Raw genomic sequence first — 21,034 nt, 5'->3', positions numbered from 1 at the left:
AGGCCCCATTGCGGAGCCACGAAGACGGTAACGGGGGGCGGATAGGCAGGTGCATCCACCGCCGACCGCTGTCGAACCCCGCACCGGTCTTCAGCCGCCCCCACCCTTCCGGAGGGGGTGTTCGGACAACGACCATGCGAGGGGCGGCCGAGGCACCCCGGCTGGGGCCTAGTCTCGGTGGGTGACCCTCTACTTCGACCCCCTCCCGCTTCTCGGCGACGACCGTAAAGTGTTCGGCGGCCGTTGGGAGGACCGCATGTGGCTCAACGTTCCCGGCCCTTTCTATGGCGCCGAGACCGACAACTGCTGGACGGGCCGGCTTCACGCGCCCTGTCACGTCCTCTACGGGGGCGAGTACCTGACGGAGTACGTCTACCGGCAGCCCCGGACGCGGGACGAGTTGGCGCGGCTCGTCGAAGCGGCGGACCAGGACCCCTTCGCCGGATACGCCTGCGACGGCGACGCACACTGGACCGTCGAGTCCGTCCGGGAGTGGTGGCGCGAGCGCGGCCGGATCACCTCATACCTGTCGGCTGAGGAACGCCGCTGGGAAGAGGCGGATTGGGCCGGACAGGGCCTTGCCCTCGCCGTCGCCGACTACGCGGCGTACATCGAGGATGGGCTCGCGGCGGACCTGCGGGTCTACCTCCACTGGCTGGAGGAGGGAATCTCCCCCACTCCCGGTGACCGGCTGCCGCGGCTCTAGGCGGCCGCGCAGCCGACGAGCGGAGCAACGTGGTGCAGCGCGTTACATGGGATACCCGCCACACACCCTCGTCGGCAGTCGAGGCGTACGACAGCCGGACGCGGTGCGAAGGCGGTCCGGGGTTGCCGCACGTGCCTATCTGACCCCCACCGGCCGTTGTGCGCCCATACAACGGGAGCGGGTGTGTCGGGGTGCTTCCCCTGGCCGAAGGCTGGGGGAGACGAGCGGCGGACCCGGCGCCCAAGGATGTGGGGGTAAACCGCGAGCGCCACCATCACCAATCATGATGACGACCTGGTCGACCTCACGGTACGCACCGCCGATAAGCGAACCGCCGGGTTTCACACCACCTCCAAACACCCAATTTGGGACGACACTCTCCACACTTGGATCCGCGCCGCCAATCTCACCCCGGTCCACGCCCTCAACACCGCTGACAACCGCCACGTCTACGTTGTCAACGTCAAGGCGATCGCCGGCGCGGCCAACATGCACAACCTCACCGTCGCCGAGCTCCACACGTACTATGTACTGGCGGGTGAGACCTCTCTCCTCGTCCACAACTGAAAAAAGAAGCAAGGCGTCTACGAATTTCCCGATCAGTGGAATCCAGGAGCGACGTACGTCGGCATGACGCTGAATTTTAACGTCAGGCTCGCGGAACACCTGCGGACTGGGCGATTGAGGAGTCTCGATGCGCAGGATGACATTTTCACGTTGCGGCGAATGTATGGAGATGCCAGTGACGCCATCCCGAGCAACCAGACCGCTAAAGATAGGGTCAAATCCCTTGATTTAGTCTTGAGGGCATGGCACTGGATCGGGTAGTGGCTAGCGAGTCCGGCTAGTTTTGACACGAAAAAGCGGGGCCTGAGTGATATCCAATTTCACTCAGGCCCTGTGTTGACCTGATGGCATGGCGTTAACCGACACCCACCGGCACTAAGAACGGCGAAATTGTGACTACAACGTACTGGGATCCAACCCCCATTGCCAGGTCTTCGGTCGGATTCTCCGTTGAGTTCTCAAATGAAAGATTTGAACTGCCCAGCCCGGAGTCCTACCTACTCGGGGCATGGGAGAATCGGGACTGGCGAAATGTCCCGGGACCGTTCTACGGGGCTGGAACCGACAACTGCATGATGGGGAGAGAGATCGCCCCGAATAATATCCTCTACGGAGATGACATGGAGGAATTCGTATTTCGGCAGCCTCGAAATCATTCCGAGGTTAAAAATGTCCTATTTTCCGCATTCAACGACCCTTACCGTGCCTACGCGTTCGATGGCGATCAGGGCTGGACGGTCGAAAGTGTCAGGGGTTGGTGGGAGAATCGGGGAGATCTGCAACAGTGGATTCGAACTGTCTCCCAAAAATTGGCCCATAAAACAAATGCAACAGATTGCGATCTAGTTTCTGGGCTACGGGAAAATCTTGCTTATATCGACGGTGACCTGGGTCGGGATTTGAGGTCGTACATGTATTTTCTCGACAACGGTGAATCGCCAAAAATGGGTGTAATCCTGCCCGATCTGTAAGGGCTTGGTGCGCTGGGCTGTTTTTTGGCGGAGTGATTGTGCTTCGCGTTCCCGCTGGCCGATGGGGAGAAGTTTGTTCTGCGGTGGGAGGCTGAGCACCCTCCTGTGTCTGGGTTTATCCTCAGTACGACCATGGCGTTCTGGGGTCCCCCCGGCCGAAGGCTGGGGGAGTGCGCCGGCGCGGCCTCGACCCCAACACAACGTGCGCAGGCCCGCACCAATCGCGCCGGATGGGGGTCCCCCCGGCCGAAGGCTGGGGGAGGGCGGCAGGGTGGGGGAGAAACCGCAACAGCAACCACAACGGCGCCGCACACGACAACCGGGCGCCTCACACCCCCCGGCCCCCCGCGGAGCGAAGCCCGTCGACGATCAGGTCCAGGATCCGCCCCGCCCGCGCCTCCCCGTTGCGGGCCGGGTCGATCCGCCACAGCACGCTCAGCTGCAGCAGCACGTCCTCGGGGTCGAGCCCGCGCTTGAGCGACCCCTCGGCGGCCCCCGCCTCGAGCAACGTGCCGATGGCGGCGACGAAGGGTTCGTAGTTCTCGTCGTCCAGGCCGCCGTTGGTCGCCGCGTGGACGACCTCGGCGACGCCGAACTTGAGCCGCCCGTAGTGGGCGACCTCGTCGAACCAGAGCCGCAGCGCCGTCAACGGCGGGTGGACTTCCAGCAGTTCGGGGGCGCGGCCGATCAGTTTCCCGATGTCGTGCCGGTAGAGCTCCATGATCAGGGCTTCCCGGGTGGGGAAGTGGCGGTAGAGCGTCCCGATGCCCACGCCCGCCTTCCTGGCGATCGCCGTGAGGGACGCGCCGCTGGAGGTGGAGAGCTCCTCGCGGGCGGCGGTCAGGATCCGCTCGCGGTTGTCGCGGGCGTCCTTGCGGGTCGGTCCGGGGGGCTTCGGGTTCACGGGTGTCGGCCGTCCGTCGGTGGTCGATTGCTAAAACGGAGGGGCCTCCGGTACGGTCGTGACGTGTGGCGGAGGGGCCTCCGCTTCATTCTGGCACACCCCATCCCCACGCACGGAGGACACCGTCATGCCCGAATTGGTCCTGGTCACCGGCGGCAGCGGCTACATCGGAGGCTGGTGCGTCGCCGAACTCCTGCGGCGTGGCTACGACGTGCGGACGACCGTGCGCGGCCGGGACAGGGAGCGGGCCGTCACCGAGGCCGTGGCGCAGGTCGCCGACCCCGCCGGGCGGCTGCGGTTCGCCGTCGCCGACCTCACCTCCGACGAGGGGTGGGACGCCGCGCTGGAGGGCGTCGACCGGGTGCTGCACGTCGCCTCCCCGCTCGGCCTCACCGCCGCCGACCCCGGCGCCCTGGTCGCCACCGCCCGCTACGGCGCGCTGCGGGTGCTGCGCGCGGCGACCGCGGCCGGGGTGGGGCGCGTCGTGATGACCTCCGCGGCGAACGCCGCCAGTCCGTCCTCGTACGCGGAGGAGGGCGTGACCGACGAGACGCTGTGGACCGACCCCGACGACCCGACGCTGATCCCGTACCGGCGCTCCAAGACCGTCGCCGAACGCGCGGCCTGGGACTTCGTGGCCGCCCACGACGGCCCGACCGAGCTGACGACCGTGCTGCCCGGCGCGGTCTTCGGCCCCGTGCTCACGCCGGACACCCGCGGTTCCGTCGGCATCGTCGCGCGCATGCTGACCGGCGGGATGCGCGGGGTCCCGAGGATCGGGCTGGAGGTGGTGGACGTGCGCGACCTCGTGGACGTCCACATCCGGGCGATGACCTCCCCGCGGGCCGCGGGCGAACGCTTCCTGGCCACGGGCGAGTTCATCTGGATGGCGGACATGGCCCGCGCCCTGCGCGACGGGCTCGGCCCGGACGGCCGCAAGGTGGCCACCCGGCAGGTCCCGGACCTGGCCGTACGGTTCGCGGCCCGGTTCACCGACCCGTCCCTGCGAGAGATCACGCCCTCGCTCGGCCGCCGCAACCGCCACAGCACCGAGAAGGCGCGCCGCGTCCTGGGCTGGGAGCCCCGGCCGGCCCGGCAGACGGTGCTGGACTGCGCCCGCAGCCTCATCGACCACGGGGCGGTGTGATCCGGCTCGCGGAGAAATCCGCGTGTGCCCCGCGCCGCCGGGGTGACATCCTGGCGGGGTGAGCGGCCTGAACGGACCCGAGATCGGCATCACCTTCGCCTCCGCGCTGCGGCTCTTCGCCGCGGCGCCACGACGGGAGGGGCGGACGACCGTCGTCACCGACGGGGTGTCCACCCTGGGGCACGTCGTGGAGTCGCTCGGGGTCCCGCTCACCGAGGTCGGCCGGCTGCTGGCGGACGGCCGGGAGGTGCCGGTCTCGTACGTGCCCGCCGGCGGCGAGCACGTGCAGGTCGAGCCCGTCACCCGGCCGCAGTCGGTGCCGGGTGCGCCCCTGCGCTTCCTGCTCGACGTGCACCTGGGCACGCTCGCCCGGCGGTTGCGCCTGCTGGGCGTCGACGCCGCGTACGAGAGCGAGGACATCGGGGACCCCGCCCTGGCCGCCCGCTCGGCCGCCGAGCGGCGGGTGATGCTCTCACGCGACCGCGGACTGCTGCGCCGCCGGGAGCTGTGGGCGGGCGCGTACGTCTACAGCGACCAGCCCGACGAGCAACTGCGGGACGTGCTGGGGCGGTTCGCCCCCGACCTGGCCCCGTGGACGCGCTGCACGGCGTGCAACGGGCCGCTGCGGGAGGCCGACAAGGACGCGGTCTGGGAGAAGCTGGAGCACGGCACCCGTCGCAGCTACGACGTCTTCGCGCAGTGCGCCGACTGCGAGCGCCCCTACTGGCGCGGCGCGCACCACGCCCGCCTGGAGACCATCGTCCGGGACGCGGTGACCGAGTTCGGCGCCGCCCAGGCCGCCCCGCCCGGCCGGCTCGCCAACTGAGGGACGGCTTACAGGCGTTCCCCGATGCGGGCCGGTTCCGAGGGGTGCGGGCCGCCACCGTCCTTGATGTCCTGCTCGCAGGTCCGCCTGTCGTAGGACCGGTCGTTGGGTATCACGAGTACTCCGGCCACCCGCTCGGGGTCCTCGACGGTGAGCCAGTCGCCGCCGGTGGGGTCGCCGTTCGGCCCGAACGCCTGGGACGGGGAGATCGTCCGGCACCCCAGCACCACGCGCTCCTCGTCGACCGCGCAGGCCTCCACCACGGGGTCGGATCCCCTGCCGGCGCCGGCGTCGGCGCCGTCGAAGCGGAAGCGGAAGCGGACCTGGTCGCCTTCGGAGGGCTCCTGCGGGTGGAGTTCGAGGCGCCAGCCGACGACCTCGGCGGTGACGCCGACCGGCTGCCCGTACACGTCCTCGACCCGCAGCCGGAGCAGCCGGACAGGGCGAGGACCGCCAGGGCCGAGGAAGCACCGGCACGTACGCGTGCGGGGAACACTGAGGGGGCCTCCCGTCGGGGTCGGGCGGAGCAGTGTAGCCAGGGCCCTCGCGGCGGTGCGGCACGTTCCGGCCATGACTGACGGCCGATCAGAGACGCCTGATCCGTGCTGCCTTGGCGGCCTGAGCCCACCGCGCCCGGACCGTAGGGGGTCGGCCGGCGCGGGCCCCGTGGTGTGGATCCGGTGACGTCCGGCCTCTAGACATGACGTGTCCATGTCGCCAACCTGTTACCTGCCGCTTGTCCCGCAGAAACGTCCCAGCAGAAGGATGGCCAGCGGTTTCAGCGGCCAAACACCCCCACACCAAAAGGGAGTTCCCTATGTCCCGGATACGCAGTGCTCTCGCGCGGCGCAGTGTCTACGCGCGTCGACGCCTGGGTCTCCTCGTGGCTCTCACCAGCCTGTTCGCCGGTTTCGCGACCCTGAACGGCCCCACCGCGCAGGCGGCGCTCCCCACGCCCGTCAGCGCCGCCACGGCCCGCACCTACCTGGCCTCGCTCAAGGTCGCCACCGAGAACCGCTCCGGATACAACCGCGACCTCTTCCCGCACTGGATCACCATCAGCGGTGCCTGCGACACCCGTGAGACCGTCCTCAAGCGCGACGGCAGCGGCGTGGTCACCAACTCCTCCTGCTCGGCCACCAGCGGCAGTTGGTACTCCGTCTACGACGGCGCCACCTGGACCGCCGCCTCCGACCTCGACATCGACCACCTCGTGCCCCTCGCCGAGGCCTGGGACTCCGGCGCCTCCGCCTGGACCACCGCCAAGCGCCAGTCCTTCGCCAACGACCTCACCCGTCCGCAGCTGATCGCCGTCACCGACAACGTCAACCAGGCCAAGGGCGACCAGGACCCGGCCACCTGGATGCCGTCGCGCTCCGCCTACGCCTGCACCTACGTGCGCGCCTGGGTCCAGGTCAAGTACTACTACGGCCTGTCGGTCGACACCGCCGAGAAGAACAAGCTCAGCAGCGTGCTCAGCGGCTGCTGATCCCGCGTCCCGGCCCCGCCCGGCCGCCGGGACCGCGGCCGGGGCGCGGCCGGGAACTCACGCCTTCCCTCCGACGTCCACAACTCACGACGACGGAGGGAAGGCCGACCGCCATGGCAGAACTGCGCCTGGGCCCGCTGCTGAGGTACGTGGACGAGGGAACGGCCACCGTGTGGGTCGAGGCCGACCGCCCCGCCACCGTGACCGTCTCCTGCGACGACGGGGCCGAAGGCACCGAGCGCACCTGGCAGATCGCCGGCCACCACTACGCCGTCGTCACCGTGGACGGGCTGCGCCCCGGCACCACGACGGCGTACCGCGTGCTCCTCGACGGGCAGCAGGTCTGGCCGCTCGCCGACTCCCCGTACCCGCCGAGCACGATCCGCACCGCCGGGCACGACGGCAGCGGCGAAGGGGACGGCGAGGCGGACGGACGGCCGCTGCGGGTCGCCTTCGGCTCCTGCCGCTGGGCCGCACCGCCCCCGGACGAACCCGACCCCATCGGCCCCGACGCGCTGGACACCCTCGCCCACCACATCGCCTCCGGCGACGCGCCCCGCCCCGACCTCCTGCTGCTGCTCGGCGACCAGATCTACGCCGACGAGACCTCCGCGGCCACCCGCCGCTGGCTCGCCCGGCGACGCGACCTGAAGGAGCCGCCCTGGGACCAGGTCGCCGACTACGAGGAATACACCCACCTCTACTACGAGTCCTGGCTCGACCCGGACATCCGCTGGCTGCTGTCCACCGTGCCCAGCTGCATGATCTTCGACGACCACGACGTCATAGACGACTGGAACACCTCCCACACGTGGCGCGACAGCATGCGGGAGACGGACTGGTGGCACGAACGCGTCACCAGCGGCCTCACCTCGTACTGGGTCCACCAGCACCTCGGCAACCTCACCCCCGCCGAACTCGCCGCCGACAAGCTGCTCGCGGCGGTACGCGCCGCCGACGACGGCACCGAGACCCTGCGCGCCTTCGCCGCCCGCGTGGAGGCCGACCCGGCGCACACCCGCTGGAGCTACCGCCGCGACCTCGGCCGCACCCGCCTGCTCATGGTCGACTCACGTGCCTCCCGCGTCCTGGACGAGCACGAACGCGCCATGCTCGACCCGGCGGAACTCGACTGGCTGCGCGAGAACGCCCGCCCGGACGGCAGCTTCGACCACCTGCTCGTCGGCACCTCGCTGCCCTGGCTCCTGCCGCACGCCATCCACGCCACCGAGGCCTGGAGTTCGGCCCTCTGCGGCGGCAGCCGCGGCCACCGCTGGACCCACCGCGGGGAGCGCCTGCGGCAGGCCGGAGACCTCGAGCACTGGTCGGCCTTCCCCGACTCGTTCGACGACCTCGCCGGCATCCTCACCGACGCCGCGGACGCGCCCGAGGCCCCCGCCACGATCTGCGTCCTGTCCGGCGACGTCCACCACGCCTACACCGCCGAGGCCACCCGTCCGGGCCGGCCCCTGCGCTCCCGGGTGCTGCAACTCACCTGCTCCCCGGTCCACAACACCATCCCCGGGTACATGCGCCTCGCCTTCCGCTTCGCCTGGACCGGTCCCGCCCGGCTCCTCGGCCGGGTGCTCGCCCGCCACGGCCGTGTCGACCGCCCCGCGCTGGGCTGGCGCAAGCTGGACGGTCCCTGGTTCGGCAACCAGCTGATGACCCTGACCCTGCGCGGCCGCGCCGCGGAGCTCCGCCTCGACCAGACCCGCGCGCCGAAGGGGACCTCACGACGGGCGGCGCTGGTGACGGTGATGGACACGCACCTCACGACCGGCTGACCACCACGACCGGACACCACGACGGAGGGCCCGCGCGCGGCGCGGGCCCTCCGTCGTGGTGTTCATGGAGGATCAGAACTTGCCGGTGCTGTTGAACCTCGCGGTGGACCAGAAGTAGCCGAGGACGGTGAGGCCGACGCACCAGGCGACGGCGATCCAGGCGTTGTTGCCGATCCCGGTGCCGAGGAGGAGGCCGCGGAGGGTCTCGATGGCGGGGGTGAAGGGCTGGTACTCGGCGACGGGCCGGAACCAGCCGGGCATGGAGTCGAGGGGCACGAAGGCGCTCGACAGGAGCGGGAGCAGGATCAGGGGCGTGGCGTTGTTGCTGGCGGCCTCGGCGTTGGGGCTGACCAGGCCCATGCCGACGGCGATCCAGGTCAGCGCGGTGGCGAACAGGACGAGCAGGGCGAGGGCGGCGAGCCATTCGAGGACCGTCGCGTGGGTGGAGCGGAAGCCGATGGCGACGGCGACGGCGGCGACGACCAGGACGCCGACGAGGCACTGCAGGACGCTGCCGACGACGTGCCCGACGATCACGGAGCCGCGGTGGATGGCCATGGTGCGGAAGCGGGCGATGATGCCCTCGGTCATGTCGTTGGAGACGGAGACGGCGGTGCCGATGGTGGTGCCGCCGACGGTCATCAGGAGCAGACCGGGGACGAGGTAGGCGATGTAGGCGGAGCGGTCGGGGGTGCCGCCGCCGATGCCGGCGCTCATCACGTCGCCGAAGACGTAGACGAACAACAGGAGCAGCATGACCGGGGTGAGGAGGAGGTTGAGGGTGAGGGAGGGGTAGCGACGGGCGTGCAGGAGGTTGCGGCGCAGCATGGTCGCGCTGTCGCGCAGGGCGAAGGTGGGGGTGCTCATCGCAGGGCCTCCGTGGTCTGGTGGGGGAGGGTGGCGTCGCCGGTCAGGGCGAAGAAGACGTCGTCGAGGTCGGGGGTGTGGACGGTCAGTTCGTCGGCTTCGATCGCGGCGGCGTCGAGCCGGTCCAGCAGGGTGCGCAGGGCGCGCTGGCTGCCGTCGCTGGGGATCTGCAGGGTCAGTGCCTCGTCGTCGCCCGCGGCGGCGGGCAGTTCGTCGGCGGCGGAGCGGTAGGCGGCGGGGTCGGTGAAGCGGAGCCGTACGTGGCCGCCGGGGACGAGTCGCTTGAGTTCCTCCGCGGTGCCCTCGGCGGCGATGGTGCCGTTGTTCAGCACCGCGATGCGGTCGGCGAGTTCGTCGGCCTCCTCCAGGTACTGGGTGGTGAGGAAGACGGTGACGCCGTCGGAGACCAGCTCGCGGATGATCTGCCACATGGTGTGGCGGCTGCGCGGGTCCAGGCCCGTGGTGGGCTCGTCGAGGAAGATGATGCGGGGGCTGCCGACCAGCGTCATGGCGATGTCGAGGCGGCGCTTCATGCCGCCGGAGTAGGTCGACGCGGGCTTCTTGGCCGCCTCCGTGAGGTCGAACCGCTCCAGCAGTCCGGCGGTCACCTGCCTGCCCTCGCTCTTGGACAGGTGGTGCAGGTCGGCCATCAGCAGCATGTTCTCCTCGCCGGTGATCAGCCCGTCGACGGCGGAGAACTGCCCGGTGACGCCGATCGCGGCGCGCACCGCCTGCGGTTCGTCCGCGAGGTCGTGGCCGGCGACCTGGGCCTGCCCGCCGTCGGCGGTGATGAGCGTGGAGAGGATCTTGACGGCGGTGGTCTTGCCGGCGCCGTTGGGGCCCAGCAGCGCGAACACCGAACCGGCGGGGATGCGCAGGTCGATGCCGTCGAGGACGGTCTTGTCGCCGAAGGACTTGCGCAGTCCGACGGCGGAGACGGCGGCCGGCGGCGTGCGGCCGTCCGGAGACGTCCTGGGCGTGGGCATGACAGATGAAGGCATGGGGCCCTCCGATCGAAGGCTGAGGCGGGTGGGGAGGGGAGCGGTGGGGGTGGTGGTGCTCAGGCCCGGGCGCGGTGGATCTCGATGTTGCCCCAGCGGGTCCGGGCGTGGACCTCGACGGTGTCCTCGGTCTTCTGCGGGGCCTCGGAGCCGCTGAGCGTGTTGCGCACCTGCCCGCGCTCGGAGCTGACGTCGAGCCAGGCGGCCGTGCCCTCGCGGACGCCGACCTCGATCGCGCCGTAGGAGGTCTCCAGTCGGACGGTGCCGCGGGCGACCTCGGCCACGCGCAGGTTGCCGTGGGCCACGGTGGCCGTGACCGAGGCCTCGGCGCGCGCGATGTCGACGTTGCCGTGGGCCCCGCGCACCCGCAGCTCGCCGAGCGCGGCGCCGACGGTCGTGGTGCCGTGCGAGTTCCGCATCTCGGCGGGGCCGCCGAGGGTGCCGACGCGCAGGGTGCCGGAGCTGGTGGTGATCTCGGCCGGGCCCTCGACGCGGTCGACGGTGACCGTGCCGTGGGAGGCGGTCAGTTGCAGCGGGCCGGTCGTGTCGAAGCGGACGTCGTTGGACGAGGTCTTCACGCGGACCTCGCCGAGCCGGCCCTCGCCCAGCACCTGGGTCCAGGAGCCGGTGACGTCGACGTCCGAGCCCGTGGGCAGTTCGACCGTCACGTCGACGGCGCCGCTGGGCCCGATGAGGAAGCGCTCCTTCGTCCTGACGGTCAGGGCGCCGTTCGCGTACGCGACCTCGGTCTGCTCGGCGGCCCGTACGTCCTTGTCCCGCTTCGGCTCGCGGGGCCGCACCTCGACGACGGTGTCGGGGCGGTCGCCCGCGGTGAACCGGATGGAACCGGCGCCCACGTGGGCGGTGACCGAGATGGGTCCGGGGGTGTCGAAAGAAGGCATGGCTGTCCCGTCCTCTTGAGTCCTTGAGTCGTCCCCGCTGGTGGGACGTGGTGTGTGGGTGAAGTGGGTCGGGGCGCGGGGCGCTTAGCGCACCCAGCCCCGGAAGCTCTGTCCGGTGGTGCGGGTCTTCTCCTCGGCACGCGGCTGCGGTGCGCCGTCGACGGCTGCCGACACGGCGCGCACCAGCCACGCGTTGACCGACAGGCCCTCGCGCCCGGCGGCCTCCTCGGCGCGGGTCTTGAGGTGCGCCGGCAGGCGCAGGTTGACGCGGGCGGTGCCGCCCTCGTCGCCCTCGGACGCCGCGGGGGTCCTGAGCGGTTCGACGGGCGCGGTGCCCTGGTCCGCGGTGCCGCCGCCGGTGGGCGGCAGCGTCACCACGAAGTCGGGGTCCAGCCCGCGCAGCCGTACGTCGACCGAGCCGGGGGCGAGTTCACGGGTGATCTCGTCCATCGCGGCGGAGAGCACGTTGAGCATGGTCAGGCGGGTCGCCGACTCCAGGGGGGCGGTGAGCCGTTCCGCCAGCTCGCGGGCGTCCTCCCCGCCGGCTTCGGCGGCCACCGCGAGTTCGCGGCGGAGGGTGTCGACATACGGGGTGAGGTCCATGACGCCATAGTGGCACCATCATGGCGCCATGCGCAAGCCCCTATGGCGCCGTATGTGGCACCGGATCGGCGACATGAGGTCTGAGCTGGGCAAACGTGGTGGTTGCGGTGAGGGCGGAGGCGGTGTCATCGGCGGCCGATGCGCCATCCGAGGCTCGACGTGGCACCGGATGGCACCACGTGGCACCGGGTGGTGTCACTTGGCGCCATGTGGCGCCATGTGGTGCCATGCGGTGCCAGGTAGTGACGCCGCCGGAGCGTCCGCCCGCCGGTCAGCCCGCGCGTTCTGCCGGGTCCTCGGAGCGCGCGGCGCCGTGGCGGCGCGGGGTCCCGGTCAGGGCCTCGGCGGCGGAGTGGCAGGGGACGGGCGCGGCGCCGGGGGTGTCACCCCTCGTGCTCGTCCAGCCAGAGGACGATGCCCGTCACGCCGCCCAGTACGGACGCCACGCCCGCGCGGATCGCCGCGGCGCAGCGGGCGGGGGTGAAGGTGCCGGCGTCGTACGTCGAGGACATGCCCAGGCCCTCGCCGCGGAACGAGGCGCCGGACCAGTCGACGGAGGTGACGTTGGCGGTGGGCTCGGCCAGTTCCGCGCCCACCACGAGGAACTGCTGCGAGAGGTGGTTCGGGGTGACCGTGGCGAGGGGGTCGATCAGGTCGTTGCCGGCGCTCACGATGAGGTCCGGGTGCAGGTCGAGGGCTCGGGTGGCGGCGGGCAGGAGGTCGGAGGCGTGCTCGGCCTCGACCTTCCTGAGGTCGACGTGCTCGGCCCGGGCCCACTCCTCGACCGCGGTCACGAGCGTCTTGGTGGGGCGGTCGTCGCCCGCGGTCAGCAGGACGACGCGGTAGCCCTCGGAGGGGTGGACCCCCGACCAGGAGCCGGGCCGCGGGGTGGCGGTGGCCTCGGGGGCGGGCGGGGCGGCGCGGTCGACGAACCCGGGGCCGGGGGCGCCGACGGCGCTGGGGCTGGGGTGCGGCCGCGACCAGTCGTCGCCGGAGCCGCATCCGGTGAGCAGCGCGGCGGCCGCGGCCAGGACGGCGGCGGCCTGAAGCGAGGGGCGCAAGGCGATCGACCTCCGGGTGTGACAGGTGGTGCCGTCCCCATCCTGCAATCCCGTTTCCCATGGTCTCCATCCACCGGGGGCCGTTCTCGAACTTGTTTCCGCACGATTCGCCGACCGGCCGGTTCCGGTTCACCCATGACGTGCACGGTGCAGTGGCAACCTGAAGGAGCCACATGTCACATCGCCTCCGCCGCACCCTCGTCGGGATCACCGCGGCGGTGATCGCCCTCCTCGGCCTCGGGCAGCAGTCCGCGTTCGCGCACGGGTTCACCTCGACCGTGTACGCCGACGTCGCGCCGGCCGACGGGGGCCGCATCCGGACCACGCTGGAGCTCGAGTACGACCTCTTCGTCGTGTCCGCCGCCGACTACCAGCACGACGACGACCTCTTCCGGGAAGGAACCGCCGCCTTCGACGCCGGGGACTCCCGCGCGCAGGCCGCGGCGCTGGCGGCGCACGCCGAGTCCGCCGTCGCGTACGCCGCCGAGCGCTTCACGGTGACCTCCGACGCCAAGGCCTGCACCGCGACCCAGGCCGGCGGCTTCACCATGGGTACCCGCGAGGGCGTCCCGTACGCCACCCTCCGGCTGGACTGGAACTGCCCGCAGGGCGACGACCACGAGGTGCGCAGCGGGCTGTTCCCCGACTCCGAGGGCTACGTCAAGGGCGTCAAGACGATCGTCACGTACACGCTCGACGGCGGCTCGGGCAGTGCCGCGCTCGACGCCGCGCACCCGTCCTTCTCGGTCGGCCAGTCCTGGTACGAGCGCTTCTGGGAGTTCTTCCGGCTCGGCGCCGAGCACCTGCTGACCGGCATCGACCACATCCTCTTCCTGCTCGCCCTGATCGCCGGTTCGCGGCGGCCGCGCGAGATCGTGCTGGCGGCCACCAGCTTCACCCTGGCGCACTCGGTGACGTTCATGCTCGCCGCGCTGGGCGTGGTCGACGTGCCCGCGCGGATCGTGGAGCCGGTCATCGCGTTGTCGATCGCCGTGGTCGCCGGCTGGTACCTGTGGCGGATCTGGCGGCGCGGCGACCACGCGACCGAACTCGAAGCCTCCGGGCAGGGGCACTTCAGCCTGGACCGGGCCGGATGGACCCGGCTGGGCGTCGTGTTCTGCTTCGGCCTGGTGCACGGCCTGGGCTTCGCGGGCGCACTGGGGATCGACGAGGCCTGGTCGTGGACGCTGCTGTGGTCCCTGCTGGTGTTCAACGTCGGCATCGAGACCGTCCAGTTGGCCATCATCGCCGTCGTCTTCCCGCTGCTCATCGTGCTGCGCCGGCGCTCGGCGCGGGCCGGGCTGTGGGCCACGGGTGCGATTTCCGCGGGGGTGTCCGTGATGGGGCTGGTGTGGTTCGTGCAACGTGTGTCCGGATTCTGAGACTCCGTCCAGGGCTCGTGCGAAGTTCAACTACCACGTAGCTCGCATTTATGTTCGCTTTACCTTCCGAGGTGAGCGTGGAGATCTCCACTCGATGCACACGATTCGTGCACAGAAGGAAATGACAAACATGAGATCGAGCAACTCCTCGCGGACCTCCGGGTCCGCGCGGCGCCGTGTGGCCACCGGGGCCACCGCGGCGTTCCTCGGCCTGACGGTTGCCCTTGGCAACGGGCTGGTGACCTCGGCGTCCGCCGCCGACACCGCCACGCTGAGCGGTATCGTCCTCGGTGTCGGCGCCAACGAGACGCAGCGCACCGTGACCTGGTACTCCTCCGCCGACACGGCGCAGCAGATCCAGGTCGTCCCGACCGCGCAGCTGGTGAACGACGAGTTCCCGGCCGGCGCCGCTTCCTTCGACGCCATCGGCGCGGCCAACATCGCCACGAGCGGCGGCTACAACCGCCACGCGACGATCACCGGCCTCAAGGAGAACACCCAGTACTCCTACCGCGTCGGCAGCGAGGGCAACTGGTCCTCCGCCTACTCGTTCAAGACGCAGGACTTCGAGGGCGAGTACGACTTCCTGTTCTACGGCGACCCGCAGATCGGTTCCTCCGGCAACCTGGCCGCCGACCAGGCCGGCTGGCAGGACACGGTCGACGTCTCGCTGCGTGCCAACCCGAACGCCGAGATCCTGGTGTCGGGCGGTGACCAGGTCGAGACGGCCAACACCGAGTCCCAGTGGAACTCCTTCCTCGCTCCCGACGGACTGCGCCAGTACCCGTGGGCCGCCACCATCGGCAACCACGACGTCGGCGGCAAGGCCTACGAGCAGCACTTCACCACCCCGAACACCGACCGCTCGGCCCCGTACTACGACAACGGGAACCCCGCGGGCACCAAGTCGGGCGGTGACTACTGGTACATCTACAAGGATGTCCTGTTCATCGACCTGAACAGCAACAGCTACAACTCCGCCAACGGCGGCGGTGACGCGGCGCACGTCAACTACGTGACCGACGTCATCAACAAGCACGGCAACGAGGCCAAGTGGAAGGTCCTCGTCTACCACCACGCGATCTACTCGCCGGCCTCGCACGCCAAGGACGGCGACAACAAGCAGCGTCGTCTGGACTTCCCGACGACGTTCTCCAAGCTCGGGGTGGACCTGGTCCTGCAGGGCCACGACCACAGCTACTCCCGCAGCTACCTGATCAAGAACGGTGAGAAGGAGAACCCGGCCGAGCAGCCCGGCGCCTCCGACGTGTACCCGGGTCCCGGCGGCGTCCTCTACGTGACGGCCAACTCCGCCTCGGGCTCGAAGTACTACGACATCACCAAGCCGGACAGCAGCGGCACCAGCGGCGCGGGCAACGGCGCCGACCCGCTGAACCCGAACAGCTACTGGTACAACTCGGTCCAGAACCAGGAGCACGTCCGCACCTACGTCAAGGTCCAGGTGCGCAACGACAAGCTCGTGGTCGAGAACATCCGCAGCGCCGCCAACGGCGCCGACCAGCCGGTCGGTTCGCACGTCGACGACGTCACGGTGCACCCGTACCACGGGGACAAGCAGGACCTGCAGGTCAACGTCCCCAACCCGGCTCCGGGTGAGTTCGGCTGGACCATCGACGGCTACAACGGCCTGGTGGACCTCGGCACGGCCAAGGAGGAGAACGGCGACCACTTCGTCGCGGGCGGCAAGATCAACCCGATCCTCGTCTCCGACAGCCGCCGTTCGCTCGCCCCGTGGTCGATCTCGGCCAACGTGAGCGACTTCAAGGACGCCGACAAGACGTTCTCCGGCTCCTACCTGGGCTGGACGCCGTACGTCCTCGACGGCGGCGCCGGTGCCACGGCCGGTGACCCGGTGACCTCCGGCTACGACGACCACGGCCAGGGTCTGTCCGTCTCGCGGGGCCTCGGCACCGCCGAGCAGGGCCACCCGCGGGGCTCCGCCAAGCTCGGCGCCGACCTGGATCTGAAGATCCCGGACAGCGTCGAGAAGGGCGGCTACCGCGCCACCCTCACGATCACTGCGCTGAGCAGCTGACCGTACCCGTTTGACGGCGGGGCAGGCACCGTCGGTGCCTGCCCCGCCTCCCCGCTCCAGGAGACCCCGACATGCACCCGTCCGCACCGCGCCGCACGACGCCCCTCGCCCGCACCGCCGTCCTGGTCCTGCTCGCGGCCCTCGCCCTCGTGGGCCTCCACGCGGGCCCCGCCCGGGCGGCCGACGGCGACGTCACCTGGACGGTCAGGACGGCCGCGAACGGGTTCGGCGACGACCGGTCCAGCTACAGCTACAGCGTGAACCCCGGCGGACAGGTCAAGGACGCCATGGTCGTGGCCAACCGCAGCAAGGACCCGCTGCGGCTCGCGCTCTACGCCGCCGACGGCTACACCACGGACACCGGGCAGCTCGACCTGCTCACCAAGGACAAGAAGTCCGTCAAGATCGGCGCCTGGGTCCACGCCGACCGCGACAGCGTCGAGATCGAGCCCGGCAAGACCGCCGAGATCCCCTTCACCGTCACCGTCCCGGACAACGCCACTCCCGGCGACTACGTCGGCGGCATCCTGACCTCGCTCAAGCAGTCCGACGAGGCCCAGGGCATCAACGTGGACCGGCGGCTGGGCATCCGGGTCAAGCTGCGGGTCAGCGGCGAACTCAAGCCCAAGCTCGCGGTCGAGGACCTGCACGTCGACTACGACGGCCCGGCGAGCCCCTTCGGCAAGGGCGACGCGACCGTCACGTACACGATCCACAACACCGGCAACGCGATGCTGTCGGCGCGCCAGTCCGTCTCGGTGGCGGGCCCGTTCGGATGGCTGCGGGCCAACGCCGGCGACATCGCCGCACCGCCCGAGCTGCTCCCCGGCGAGAGCTGGAAGGTGAAGGTGCCCGTCCACGGCGTGGCCCCCGCGGTCAGCCTGACCGCGACCGCCACCCTCACCCCGATGCTCACCGACGCGTCGGGCTCCATCACCCCCCTGGACCCGGTCGAGGCCACCGCCCACGGCTGGGCGGTCCCCTGGATCCTGCTCCTGCTGGTCGTCCTGGTCGCCGCGGCCGTCGCCGCCGCGATCGTCTTCACCCGTCGCGGCCGCGCACGGCGCAAGCAGCGCGAGGACGGCCGCGTGCGGGACGCCGTGGAGAAGGCGCTCCGCGAGAAGGACACGAAGGCCGCGACCGAGCAGAGCTGACGCCCGGCGGCTCCGCAACCGCCCCTCGGCGGCGTCCGTTCCCGGCGCCGGGAACGCCAAGAGCCGCGCGCGGCCCGTGTATTGCCCGGGCTGCGCGCGGCTTGTGTCGTGGCGGGGTCAGAGGAGGTACTCGCCGAGCGCGTAGCCCTTGGGCTCCGTGATGAGCTCGATCCGGAGCCCGTTGGGGTCGGCCAGGAACATGCTCTGCGCGACCTCGGTCGGGAAGTCCGCGTACGCGATGCCCCGTTCCTCGAGGCGGGCCTTCACCGTGGCGAAGACCTCGGGCGTGACCGACAGCGCGACGTGGTGGCCGCCGCCGACGGTCTCGGCGTACTCGGGGTGGGGGTGCCCCGGGAAGTCGAAGAAGGCGAGCATGTTCTCGCCGCCCATGTCGAAGAAGAAGTGCGTCGACCCGCGGTAGTCGCGGTTCTCGACGAGGTCGACGAGCGGAAGGCCCAGGACGTCCCGGTAGAAGAGGATGGTCTCCTCGACGTCCCGGGCGATGAACGCGGCGTGGTGGACGCCCTGCGTCGTCGGCGCGGGGCGCTCCGCGGCCGGCAGGAGGTAGCGGTCCCGCAGTTCCGCCTGGCGTTCCAGGATCGCCTGCAGTTCCTCGCCGTTCGGCTGTGCCATGGTCGTGACTCCTCATCCTGCGGACTGGGCCGACTGTGCGGACCGCGCCGGCCGGGCGGGCGAGCCCTGGCGACGGCCGGGCCCGCCCTGACCCCTGCCCCAATTACTTGACGCGTCAACTGAACATAGAGCCATTTATTTGACACGTCAAGCATGGGGGCGCGATGCCCCGCGCCGCCGGTGCGTGAGCGCGGGAAACTCCGGTGCGCCGCCGCGCCACGCACTGCCACACTGCGCCGCATGACGCGACCGGAGTTGACCGAGCTCGACCACCTGCGGGAGGTCGAGCGCCTGGCACGCGCCGTCGTCTCCGCGGCCGGCGACGAGTCCTGGCTCTCCTACCTCCCCGAACCGCAGGACGCGACCGCACTGCAACGCGCGGTCAACGCCCTCGCGCGCTCCATCCGGCACTACCACTTCCCCGGCGACGGCTGCGTCGACGACGAGGACCGCCCCGACGTAAGGCTCGTGGGCGTCGTCATCCTGCGCCCCGGCGCGATGCCGGCCGAGTGGACCGAGACGTACGACGACGCCTGCGCCCGCCTCGGCGTCGAAGCCCGGCCCGACGGCTGGGCCCTGTGGAACACCTGGTCGGACGGCGGCATGCCGGCCACCATGGTGGTCTCCGCTGTCGACACCACCGAGGGCCTGCTGCGCAACTGGTCCCGGGGCCGCGCGGCCCTCCCCGTGCTGCCGCTGCCCTCCCAGGTCGCCCTGGTCCACCAGGGGTGGAACGCACCCATGGTGCTCTCGCCCGCAGCCGCCCACCGCACGGGCCTGTCGGGCCGGCCGTGAGGCATGCGGTCCGAGGTGGTGCGGGCTGAATGCGCTTCAACCCCCTTCCTGTTTCAGGATGGTGACGGGTCGTCCCTTTACGCCGCTCCGGATCACCGGTGAAACTGGTGCACCGTACAGCGAGCGGTGCACCGGCCCCGGCCGCCCGTCCGCACGCGAGAGATCACCCCCGTGAGACGGCGTCCCCCACCCCGGCTCCACCCGCCCGGTGAAGGACATCCATGCGACGCTCCACCCTGATCACCCGCACGTTCGGCGGCCTGGCCCTGGCCTGCGCCGCCGTGGCCCTGGCGCTGGTCTTCGTGCGCTACGACGCCCCGGCCCCGCGCTGGGACGTCCTCTCGGCCCTCGGAGCGGCCGCCGTCGCCGCCGGAGCCTGGGCGCTCGCCTGTCACGTGGCGCTGCCCCTCGTCACGGCGCCCTCGCCTCCGGGACAGCCGCTCCCGCCGCCACTGCCCCGCCGACTGCCGCTCCCCGCCCGTGCAGTGGGCGGCACGACGGGGGCCGTCCTCCTCATCGTGACGCCGTTCGTGCTCGCCCGCCTGGCGGCCGGCTCCGGGGGTGTCCTGTCCGGAGCGGTGATCATCCTCGTGCTGGTGCTGACGGTGAAGACGCTGCTCTTCGCACGCCGCCGGGTCAGCGGGGCCGAGGTGCGCGCCAAGATGCGGGTGCTGTCCGAGGACGCGGGACGGGGCGAACTCCACGCCGTACGCGTCCGGGTCGGGGAGCCGGTCCGGATGCGGTACCTCGAGCGCGGGTCCAAGCCCGGCGAACTGGACGTCACGCAGTTCCACTGGGTCGTGCTCCACGACGGCGCACGCGAGATCAGGCTGGCCGGGCCCGCGAAGGAGGTGGGCCGGGCGAGCCTGCGCCTCGGCGGCCAGGAGGGCTGGCTCTGCTGGCCGGAGCGGTGGAAGCTGATCGACGAGGAGCTGCCCGCGGCGTTCGTCGCCGACGGCGGCGAGGTCTTCACGGGCCTCGCGGATCCGGACGAGGCGCGCCCGTACCTCGGGGGCGTACACCGCGCGGCCCCCGCCGACCGTCCCGTACGCCGCCTGCCGCGCACCACCGCGTTCTCCGCACCGGTCCACGCCCGGATCCTCGGCGGGGCCCTGCTCGCCGCGCTGATCGCCGCCCCCGTGCTCTACGCCGGACCCGGCCGTCTGCACTGGGCGGTCGACTGGCTGCTGTGCGCGCTGGCCGCGGCCGCGGTCGTCCTCCTGCCGCTGCGCGGGACGGGTGAGGCGAGCGGGGCCCTCCCGGAGGGGCCGCACTGGTCGGTGCGCGAGGAGTCGGACCCGGCGATCGCGTGACGCGGGCCGGGCCGGGCCGTCCGGGCGGGACCGGCACGGGCGAGCCGGGCGATGGTGGCGGAGGGTGACCCCGGACCCCGGTCATTGGCCAGGGGGCGCCGGAGGGTACACGGTCGGCCGCGGGGCCGCGAAGATTTCCGACGGGGCCGTCGCACCGCCCCTGACCTGCGCAGAAGCGTCCGCGCCTGCGCCGTTACGCGGCGCTTTCTTTTGACTCCGGGCCCCACCCGTGTCACGGTCATGTCCTCGGCGTTTGCCGCCTTGCATCACGGCGTCCCTGCCCGGTGAGCGAGAACGCGTGGGTCACGTGCCCCTCGTCCTGCCGGCTCCAGGCACACGAAGCCGGTTCGACGACGGTCGGAAATGGCACGGCCGTTGTCCACCAATCTTCACGTACGAAGGAGATTGACATGCGTGCAAACATCACCGTCCGCCGGACTGTCGCCGCGGCGCTCGCGGCACCGATGCTCGCCTTTGTCGCGGCGGGCACCGCCGATGCGGCACCACAGACCACGACCATCGCCCGTTCGACAGGCGTCACGAGCTACGTCCAAGGCGGCGGCGGCTTCGGCGGCTTCGGTGGCAACGGGTTCTACGGCAACAACTTCTACGGTGGGTTCGTCCCCGCCGTGGTCGTCCCCGTGGTCGTCCCCGTCGCCGGATTCGGCGGATTCGGTGGATTCGGCGGCGGATACTTCCCGTTCCGCTGAGGGCTCACCGCCCCCGGCGGCCACCGCGGCACGCCCCGCCCGGCCGGAGGTACCGTGACGAACCGTCACGGGGCCTCCGGCCTCGGGCCGCGGCCGTCAGCGGCGGGAGTCCCGACGGCGGCCCCTCGCCGCCCGGTCTTCCAGGGCCATTCGTCCCACG

Annotated in this window: 21 protein-coding genes; 13 read left to right on the top strand and 8 right to left on the bottom strand. The window is 71.1% G+C overall.

The features are described 5' to 3' along the window. Positions 1-181 precede the first annotated feature (181 nt). The 3 genes from ACZ7MY_RS01400 to ACZ7MY_RS01390 all read left to right on the top strand — a co-directional run bounded on the left by ACZ7MY_RS01400 (position 182) and on the right by ACZ7MY_RS01390 (position 2,244). A complete protein-coding gene (locus tag ACZ7MY_RS01400; RefSeq protein WP_499598618.1) occupies positions 182-706 on the top strand; it encodes a ferredoxin in 525 nt (174 codons plus the stop codon). Between the two features lie 273 nt (positions 707-979). Then, on the top strand, positions 980-1,273 hold the full coding sequence (locus ACZ7MY_RS01395) for a polymorphic toxin-type HINT domain-containing protein (protein ID WP_499599327.1): 294 nt from the start codon (positions 980-982) through the stop codon (positions 1,271-1,273). A gap of 620 nt (positions 1,274-1,893) precedes the next feature. Next, positions 1,894-2,244 (top strand): hypothetical protein, encoded by a 351-nt coding sequence (locus ACZ7MY_RS01390; RefSeq protein ID WP_499598615.1) that lies wholly within the window; start codon positions 1,894-1,896, stop codon positions 2,242-2,244. Positions 2,245-2,572: 328 nt separating this feature from the next. On the opposite strand, the gene ACZ7MY_RS01385 is transcribed toward ACZ7MY_RS01390, so the two are convergent. Further along, positions 2,573-3,148, bottom strand: coding sequence for a TetR/AcrR family transcriptional regulator (locus ACZ7MY_RS01385; RefSeq protein WP_499598614.1), 576 nt, complete (start codon positions 3,146-3,148; stop codon positions 2,573-2,575). Positions 3,149-3,275: 127 nt separating this feature from the next. Here ACZ7MY_RS01385 and ACZ7MY_RS01380 point away from each other — a divergent pair, with 127 nt between their 5' ends. Both ACZ7MY_RS01380 and ACZ7MY_RS01375 read left to right on the top strand, forming a co-directional pair. Beyond that, a complete protein-coding gene (locus tag ACZ7MY_RS01380) occupies positions 3,276-4,295 on the top strand; it encodes an NAD-dependent epimerase/dehydratase family protein (RefSeq protein WP_499598611.1) in 1,020 nt (339 codons plus the stop codon). A 67-nt stretch (positions 4,296-4,362) separates the two neighbouring features. Beyond that, entirely contained in the window at positions 4,363-5,121 is a 759-nt protein-coding gene (locus tag ACZ7MY_RS01375; protein ID WP_499599325.1) for a Mut7-C RNAse domain-containing protein, read from the top strand. A gap of 8 nt (positions 5,122-5,129) precedes the next feature. On the opposite strand, the gene ACZ7MY_RS01370 is transcribed toward ACZ7MY_RS01375, so the two are convergent. Beyond that, entirely contained in the window at positions 5,130-5,531 is a 402-nt protein-coding gene (locus ACZ7MY_RS01370) for a hypothetical protein (RefSeq protein WP_499598609.1), read from the bottom strand. Between the two features lie 407 nt (positions 5,532-5,938). On the opposite strand from ACZ7MY_RS01370, the gene ACZ7MY_RS01365 reads away from it, so the two are divergent. Together ACZ7MY_RS01365 and ACZ7MY_RS01360 are read left to right on the top strand one after the other, a co-directional pair. After that, entirely contained in the window at positions 5,939-6,610 is a 672-nt protein-coding gene (locus ACZ7MY_RS01365) for an HNH endonuclease family protein (protein WP_499598606.1), read from the top strand. A 113-nt stretch (positions 6,611-6,723) separates the two neighbouring features. Then, positions 6,724-8,397 (top strand): alkaline phosphatase D family protein, encoded by a 1,674-nt coding sequence (locus ACZ7MY_RS01360; protein ID WP_499598603.1) that lies wholly within the window; start codon positions 6,724-6,726, stop codon positions 8,395-8,397. A 72-nt stretch (positions 8,398-8,469) separates the two neighbouring features. Here ACZ7MY_RS01360 and ACZ7MY_RS01355 read toward each other — a convergent pair whose 3' ends face one another. The 5 genes from ACZ7MY_RS01355 to ACZ7MY_RS01335 all read right to left on the bottom strand — a co-directional run bounded on the left by ACZ7MY_RS01355 (position 8,470) and on the right by ACZ7MY_RS01335 (position 12,831). Then, a complete protein-coding gene (locus ACZ7MY_RS01355; protein ID WP_499598600.1) occupies positions 8,470-9,264 on the bottom strand; it encodes an ABC transporter permease in 795 nt (264 codons plus the stop codon). Next, the gene (locus ACZ7MY_RS01350) at positions 9,261-10,265 is read right to left on the bottom strand and encodes an ATP-binding cassette domain-containing protein (protein WP_499598597.1); all 1,005 of its coding nucleotides are present in this window, start codon (positions 10,263-10,265) and stop codon (positions 9,261-9,263) included. The genes ACZ7MY_RS01355 and ACZ7MY_RS01350 overlap by 4 nt, the downstream gene beginning before the upstream one ends. Before the next feature lie 59 nt (positions 10,266-10,324). Continuing rightward, complete coding sequence (locus ACZ7MY_RS01345; protein ID WP_499598594.1) at positions 10,325-11,167, bottom strand: DUF4097 family beta strand repeat-containing protein; 843 nt, start codon at positions 11,165-11,167, stop codon at positions 10,325-10,327. An 84-nt stretch (positions 11,168-11,251) separates the two neighbouring features. Further along, positions 11,252-11,770, bottom strand: a complete 519-nt coding sequence (locus ACZ7MY_RS01340; protein ID WP_499598592.1) for a hypothetical protein — start codon at positions 11,768-11,770, stop codon at positions 11,252-11,254. 383 nt (positions 11,771-12,153) lie between these two features. After that, positions 12,154-12,831, bottom strand: a complete 678-nt coding sequence (locus ACZ7MY_RS01335; RefSeq protein WP_499598589.1) for a type 1 periplasmic-binding domain-containing protein — start codon at positions 12,829-12,831, stop codon at positions 12,154-12,156. A gap of 173 nt (positions 12,832-13,004) precedes the next feature. Between ACZ7MY_RS01335 and ACZ7MY_RS01330 the strand changes: the two genes are divergently transcribed. From ACZ7MY_RS01330 to ACZ7MY_RS01320, 3 genes are all read left to right on the top strand, one after another. Then, positions 13,005-14,213, top strand: a complete 1,209-nt coding sequence (locus ACZ7MY_RS01330; protein ID WP_499598586.1) for a HupE/UreJ family protein — start codon at positions 13,005-13,007, stop codon at positions 14,211-14,213. A gap of 130 nt (positions 14,214-14,343) precedes the next feature. Next, positions 14,344-16,269 carry a purple acid phosphatase family protein gene (locus ACZ7MY_RS01325; RefSeq protein WP_499598583.1) on the top strand — a complete coding sequence of 642 codons (1,926 nt, stop codon included), beginning with the start codon at positions 14,344-14,346 and terminating at the stop codon, positions 16,267-16,269. Between the two features lie 71 nt (positions 16,270-16,340). Further along, complete coding sequence (locus ACZ7MY_RS01320; protein WP_499598580.1) at positions 16,341-17,423, top strand: WxL protein peptidoglycan domain-containing protein; 1,083 nt, start codon at positions 16,341-16,343, stop codon at positions 17,421-17,423. A gap of 117 nt (positions 17,424-17,540) precedes the next feature. On the opposite strand, the gene ACZ7MY_RS01315 is transcribed toward ACZ7MY_RS01320, so the two are convergent. Then, a complete protein-coding gene (locus ACZ7MY_RS01315; RefSeq protein WP_499598577.1) occupies positions 17,541-18,056 on the bottom strand; it encodes a VOC family protein in 516 nt (171 codons plus the stop codon). A 240-nt stretch (positions 18,057-18,296) separates the two neighbouring features. Here ACZ7MY_RS01315 and ACZ7MY_RS01310 point away from each other — a divergent pair, with 240 nt between their 5' ends. The 3 genes from ACZ7MY_RS01310 (at position 18,297) to ACZ7MY_RS01300 (ending at position 20,874) form a co-directional block, all read left to right on the top strand. Continuing rightward, positions 18,297-18,851: a hypothetical protein gene (locus ACZ7MY_RS01310; protein ID WP_499598575.1), complete on the top strand. Its 555-nt coding sequence runs from the start codon at positions 18,297-18,299 to the stop codon at positions 18,849-18,851. Between the two features lie 221 nt (positions 18,852-19,072). Next, on the top strand, positions 19,073-20,164 hold the full coding sequence (locus ACZ7MY_RS01305) for a hypothetical protein (RefSeq protein ID WP_499598572.1): 1,092 nt from the start codon (positions 19,073-19,075) through the stop codon (positions 20,162-20,164). A 410-nt stretch (positions 20,165-20,574) separates the two neighbouring features. Next, a complete protein-coding gene (locus ACZ7MY_RS01300; RefSeq protein WP_499598570.1) occupies positions 20,575-20,874 on the top strand; it encodes a hypothetical protein in 300 nt (99 codons plus the stop codon). Positions 20,875-21,034: the final 160 nt, after the last annotated feature.

It is taken from the genome of Streptomyces sp. NPDC111520, from assembly GCF_055635295.1.
The sequence above is the reverse complement of the archived record's forward strand: the minus strand, read 5'-3'. Positions and strand labels throughout refer to the sequence as shown.

What these genes read in the sequence shown, in the direction of transcription:
- ACZ7MY_RS01390 (WP_499598615.1), top strand. Translation starts at nt 1,894, where the DNA reads ATGGAGGAATTCGTATTTCGGCAGCCTCGAAATCATTCCGAGGTTAAA.
- ACZ7MY_RS01380 (WP_499598611.1), top strand. Translation starts at nt 3,276, where the DNA reads ATGCCCGAATTGGTCCTGGTCACCGGCGGCAGCGGCTACATCGGAGGC.
- ACZ7MY_RS01365 (WP_499598606.1), top strand. Translation starts at nt 5,939, where the DNA reads ATGTCCCGGATACGCAGTGCTCTCGCGCGGCGCAGTGTCTACGCGCGT.
- ACZ7MY_RS01360 (WP_499598603.1), top strand. Translation starts at nt 6,724, where the DNA reads ATGGCAGAACTGCGCCTGGGCCCGCTGCTGAGGTACGTGGACGAGGGA.
- ACZ7MY_RS01355 (WP_499598600.1), bottom strand. Translation starts at nt 9,264, where the DNA reads ATGAGCACCCCCACCTTCGCCCTGCGCGACAGCGCGACCATGCTGCGC.
- ACZ7MY_RS01350 (WP_499598597.1), bottom strand. Translation starts at nt 10,265, where the DNA reads ATGCCTTCATCTGTCATGCCCACGCCCAGGACGTCTCCGGACGGCCGC.
- ACZ7MY_RS01345 (WP_499598594.1), bottom strand. Translation starts at nt 11,167, where the DNA reads ATGCCTTCTTTCGACACCCCCGGACCCATCTCGGTCACCGCCCACGTG.
- ACZ7MY_RS01340 (WP_499598592.1), bottom strand. Translation starts at nt 11,770, where the DNA reads ATGGACCTCACCCCGTATGTCGACACCCTCCGCCGCGAACTCGCGGTG.
- ACZ7MY_RS01330 (WP_499598586.1), top strand. Translation starts at nt 13,005, where the DNA reads ATGTCACATCGCCTCCGCCGCACCCTCGTCGGGATCACCGCGGCGGTG.
- ACZ7MY_RS01325 (WP_499598583.1), top strand. Translation starts at nt 14,344, where the DNA reads ATGAGATCGAGCAACTCCTCGCGGACCTCCGGGTCCGCGCGGCGCCGT.
- ACZ7MY_RS01320 (WP_499598580.1), top strand. Translation starts at nt 16,341, where the DNA reads ATGCACCCGTCCGCACCGCGCCGCACGACGCCCCTCGCCCGCACCGCC.
- ACZ7MY_RS01315 (WP_499598577.1), bottom strand. Translation starts at nt 18,056, where the DNA reads ATGGCACAGCCGAACGGCGAGGAACTGCAGGCGATCCTGGAACGCCAG.
- ACZ7MY_RS01310 (WP_499598575.1), top strand. Translation starts at nt 18,297, where the DNA reads ATGACGCGACCGGAGTTGACCGAGCTCGACCACCTGCGGGAGGTCGAG.
- ACZ7MY_RS01305 (WP_499598572.1), top strand. Translation starts at nt 19,073, where the DNA reads ATGCGACGCTCCACCCTGATCACCCGCACGTTCGGCGGCCTGGCCCTG.
- ACZ7MY_RS01300 (WP_499598570.1), top strand. Translation starts at nt 20,575, where the DNA reads ATGCGTGCAAACATCACCGTCCGCCGGACTGTCGCCGCGGCGCTCGCG.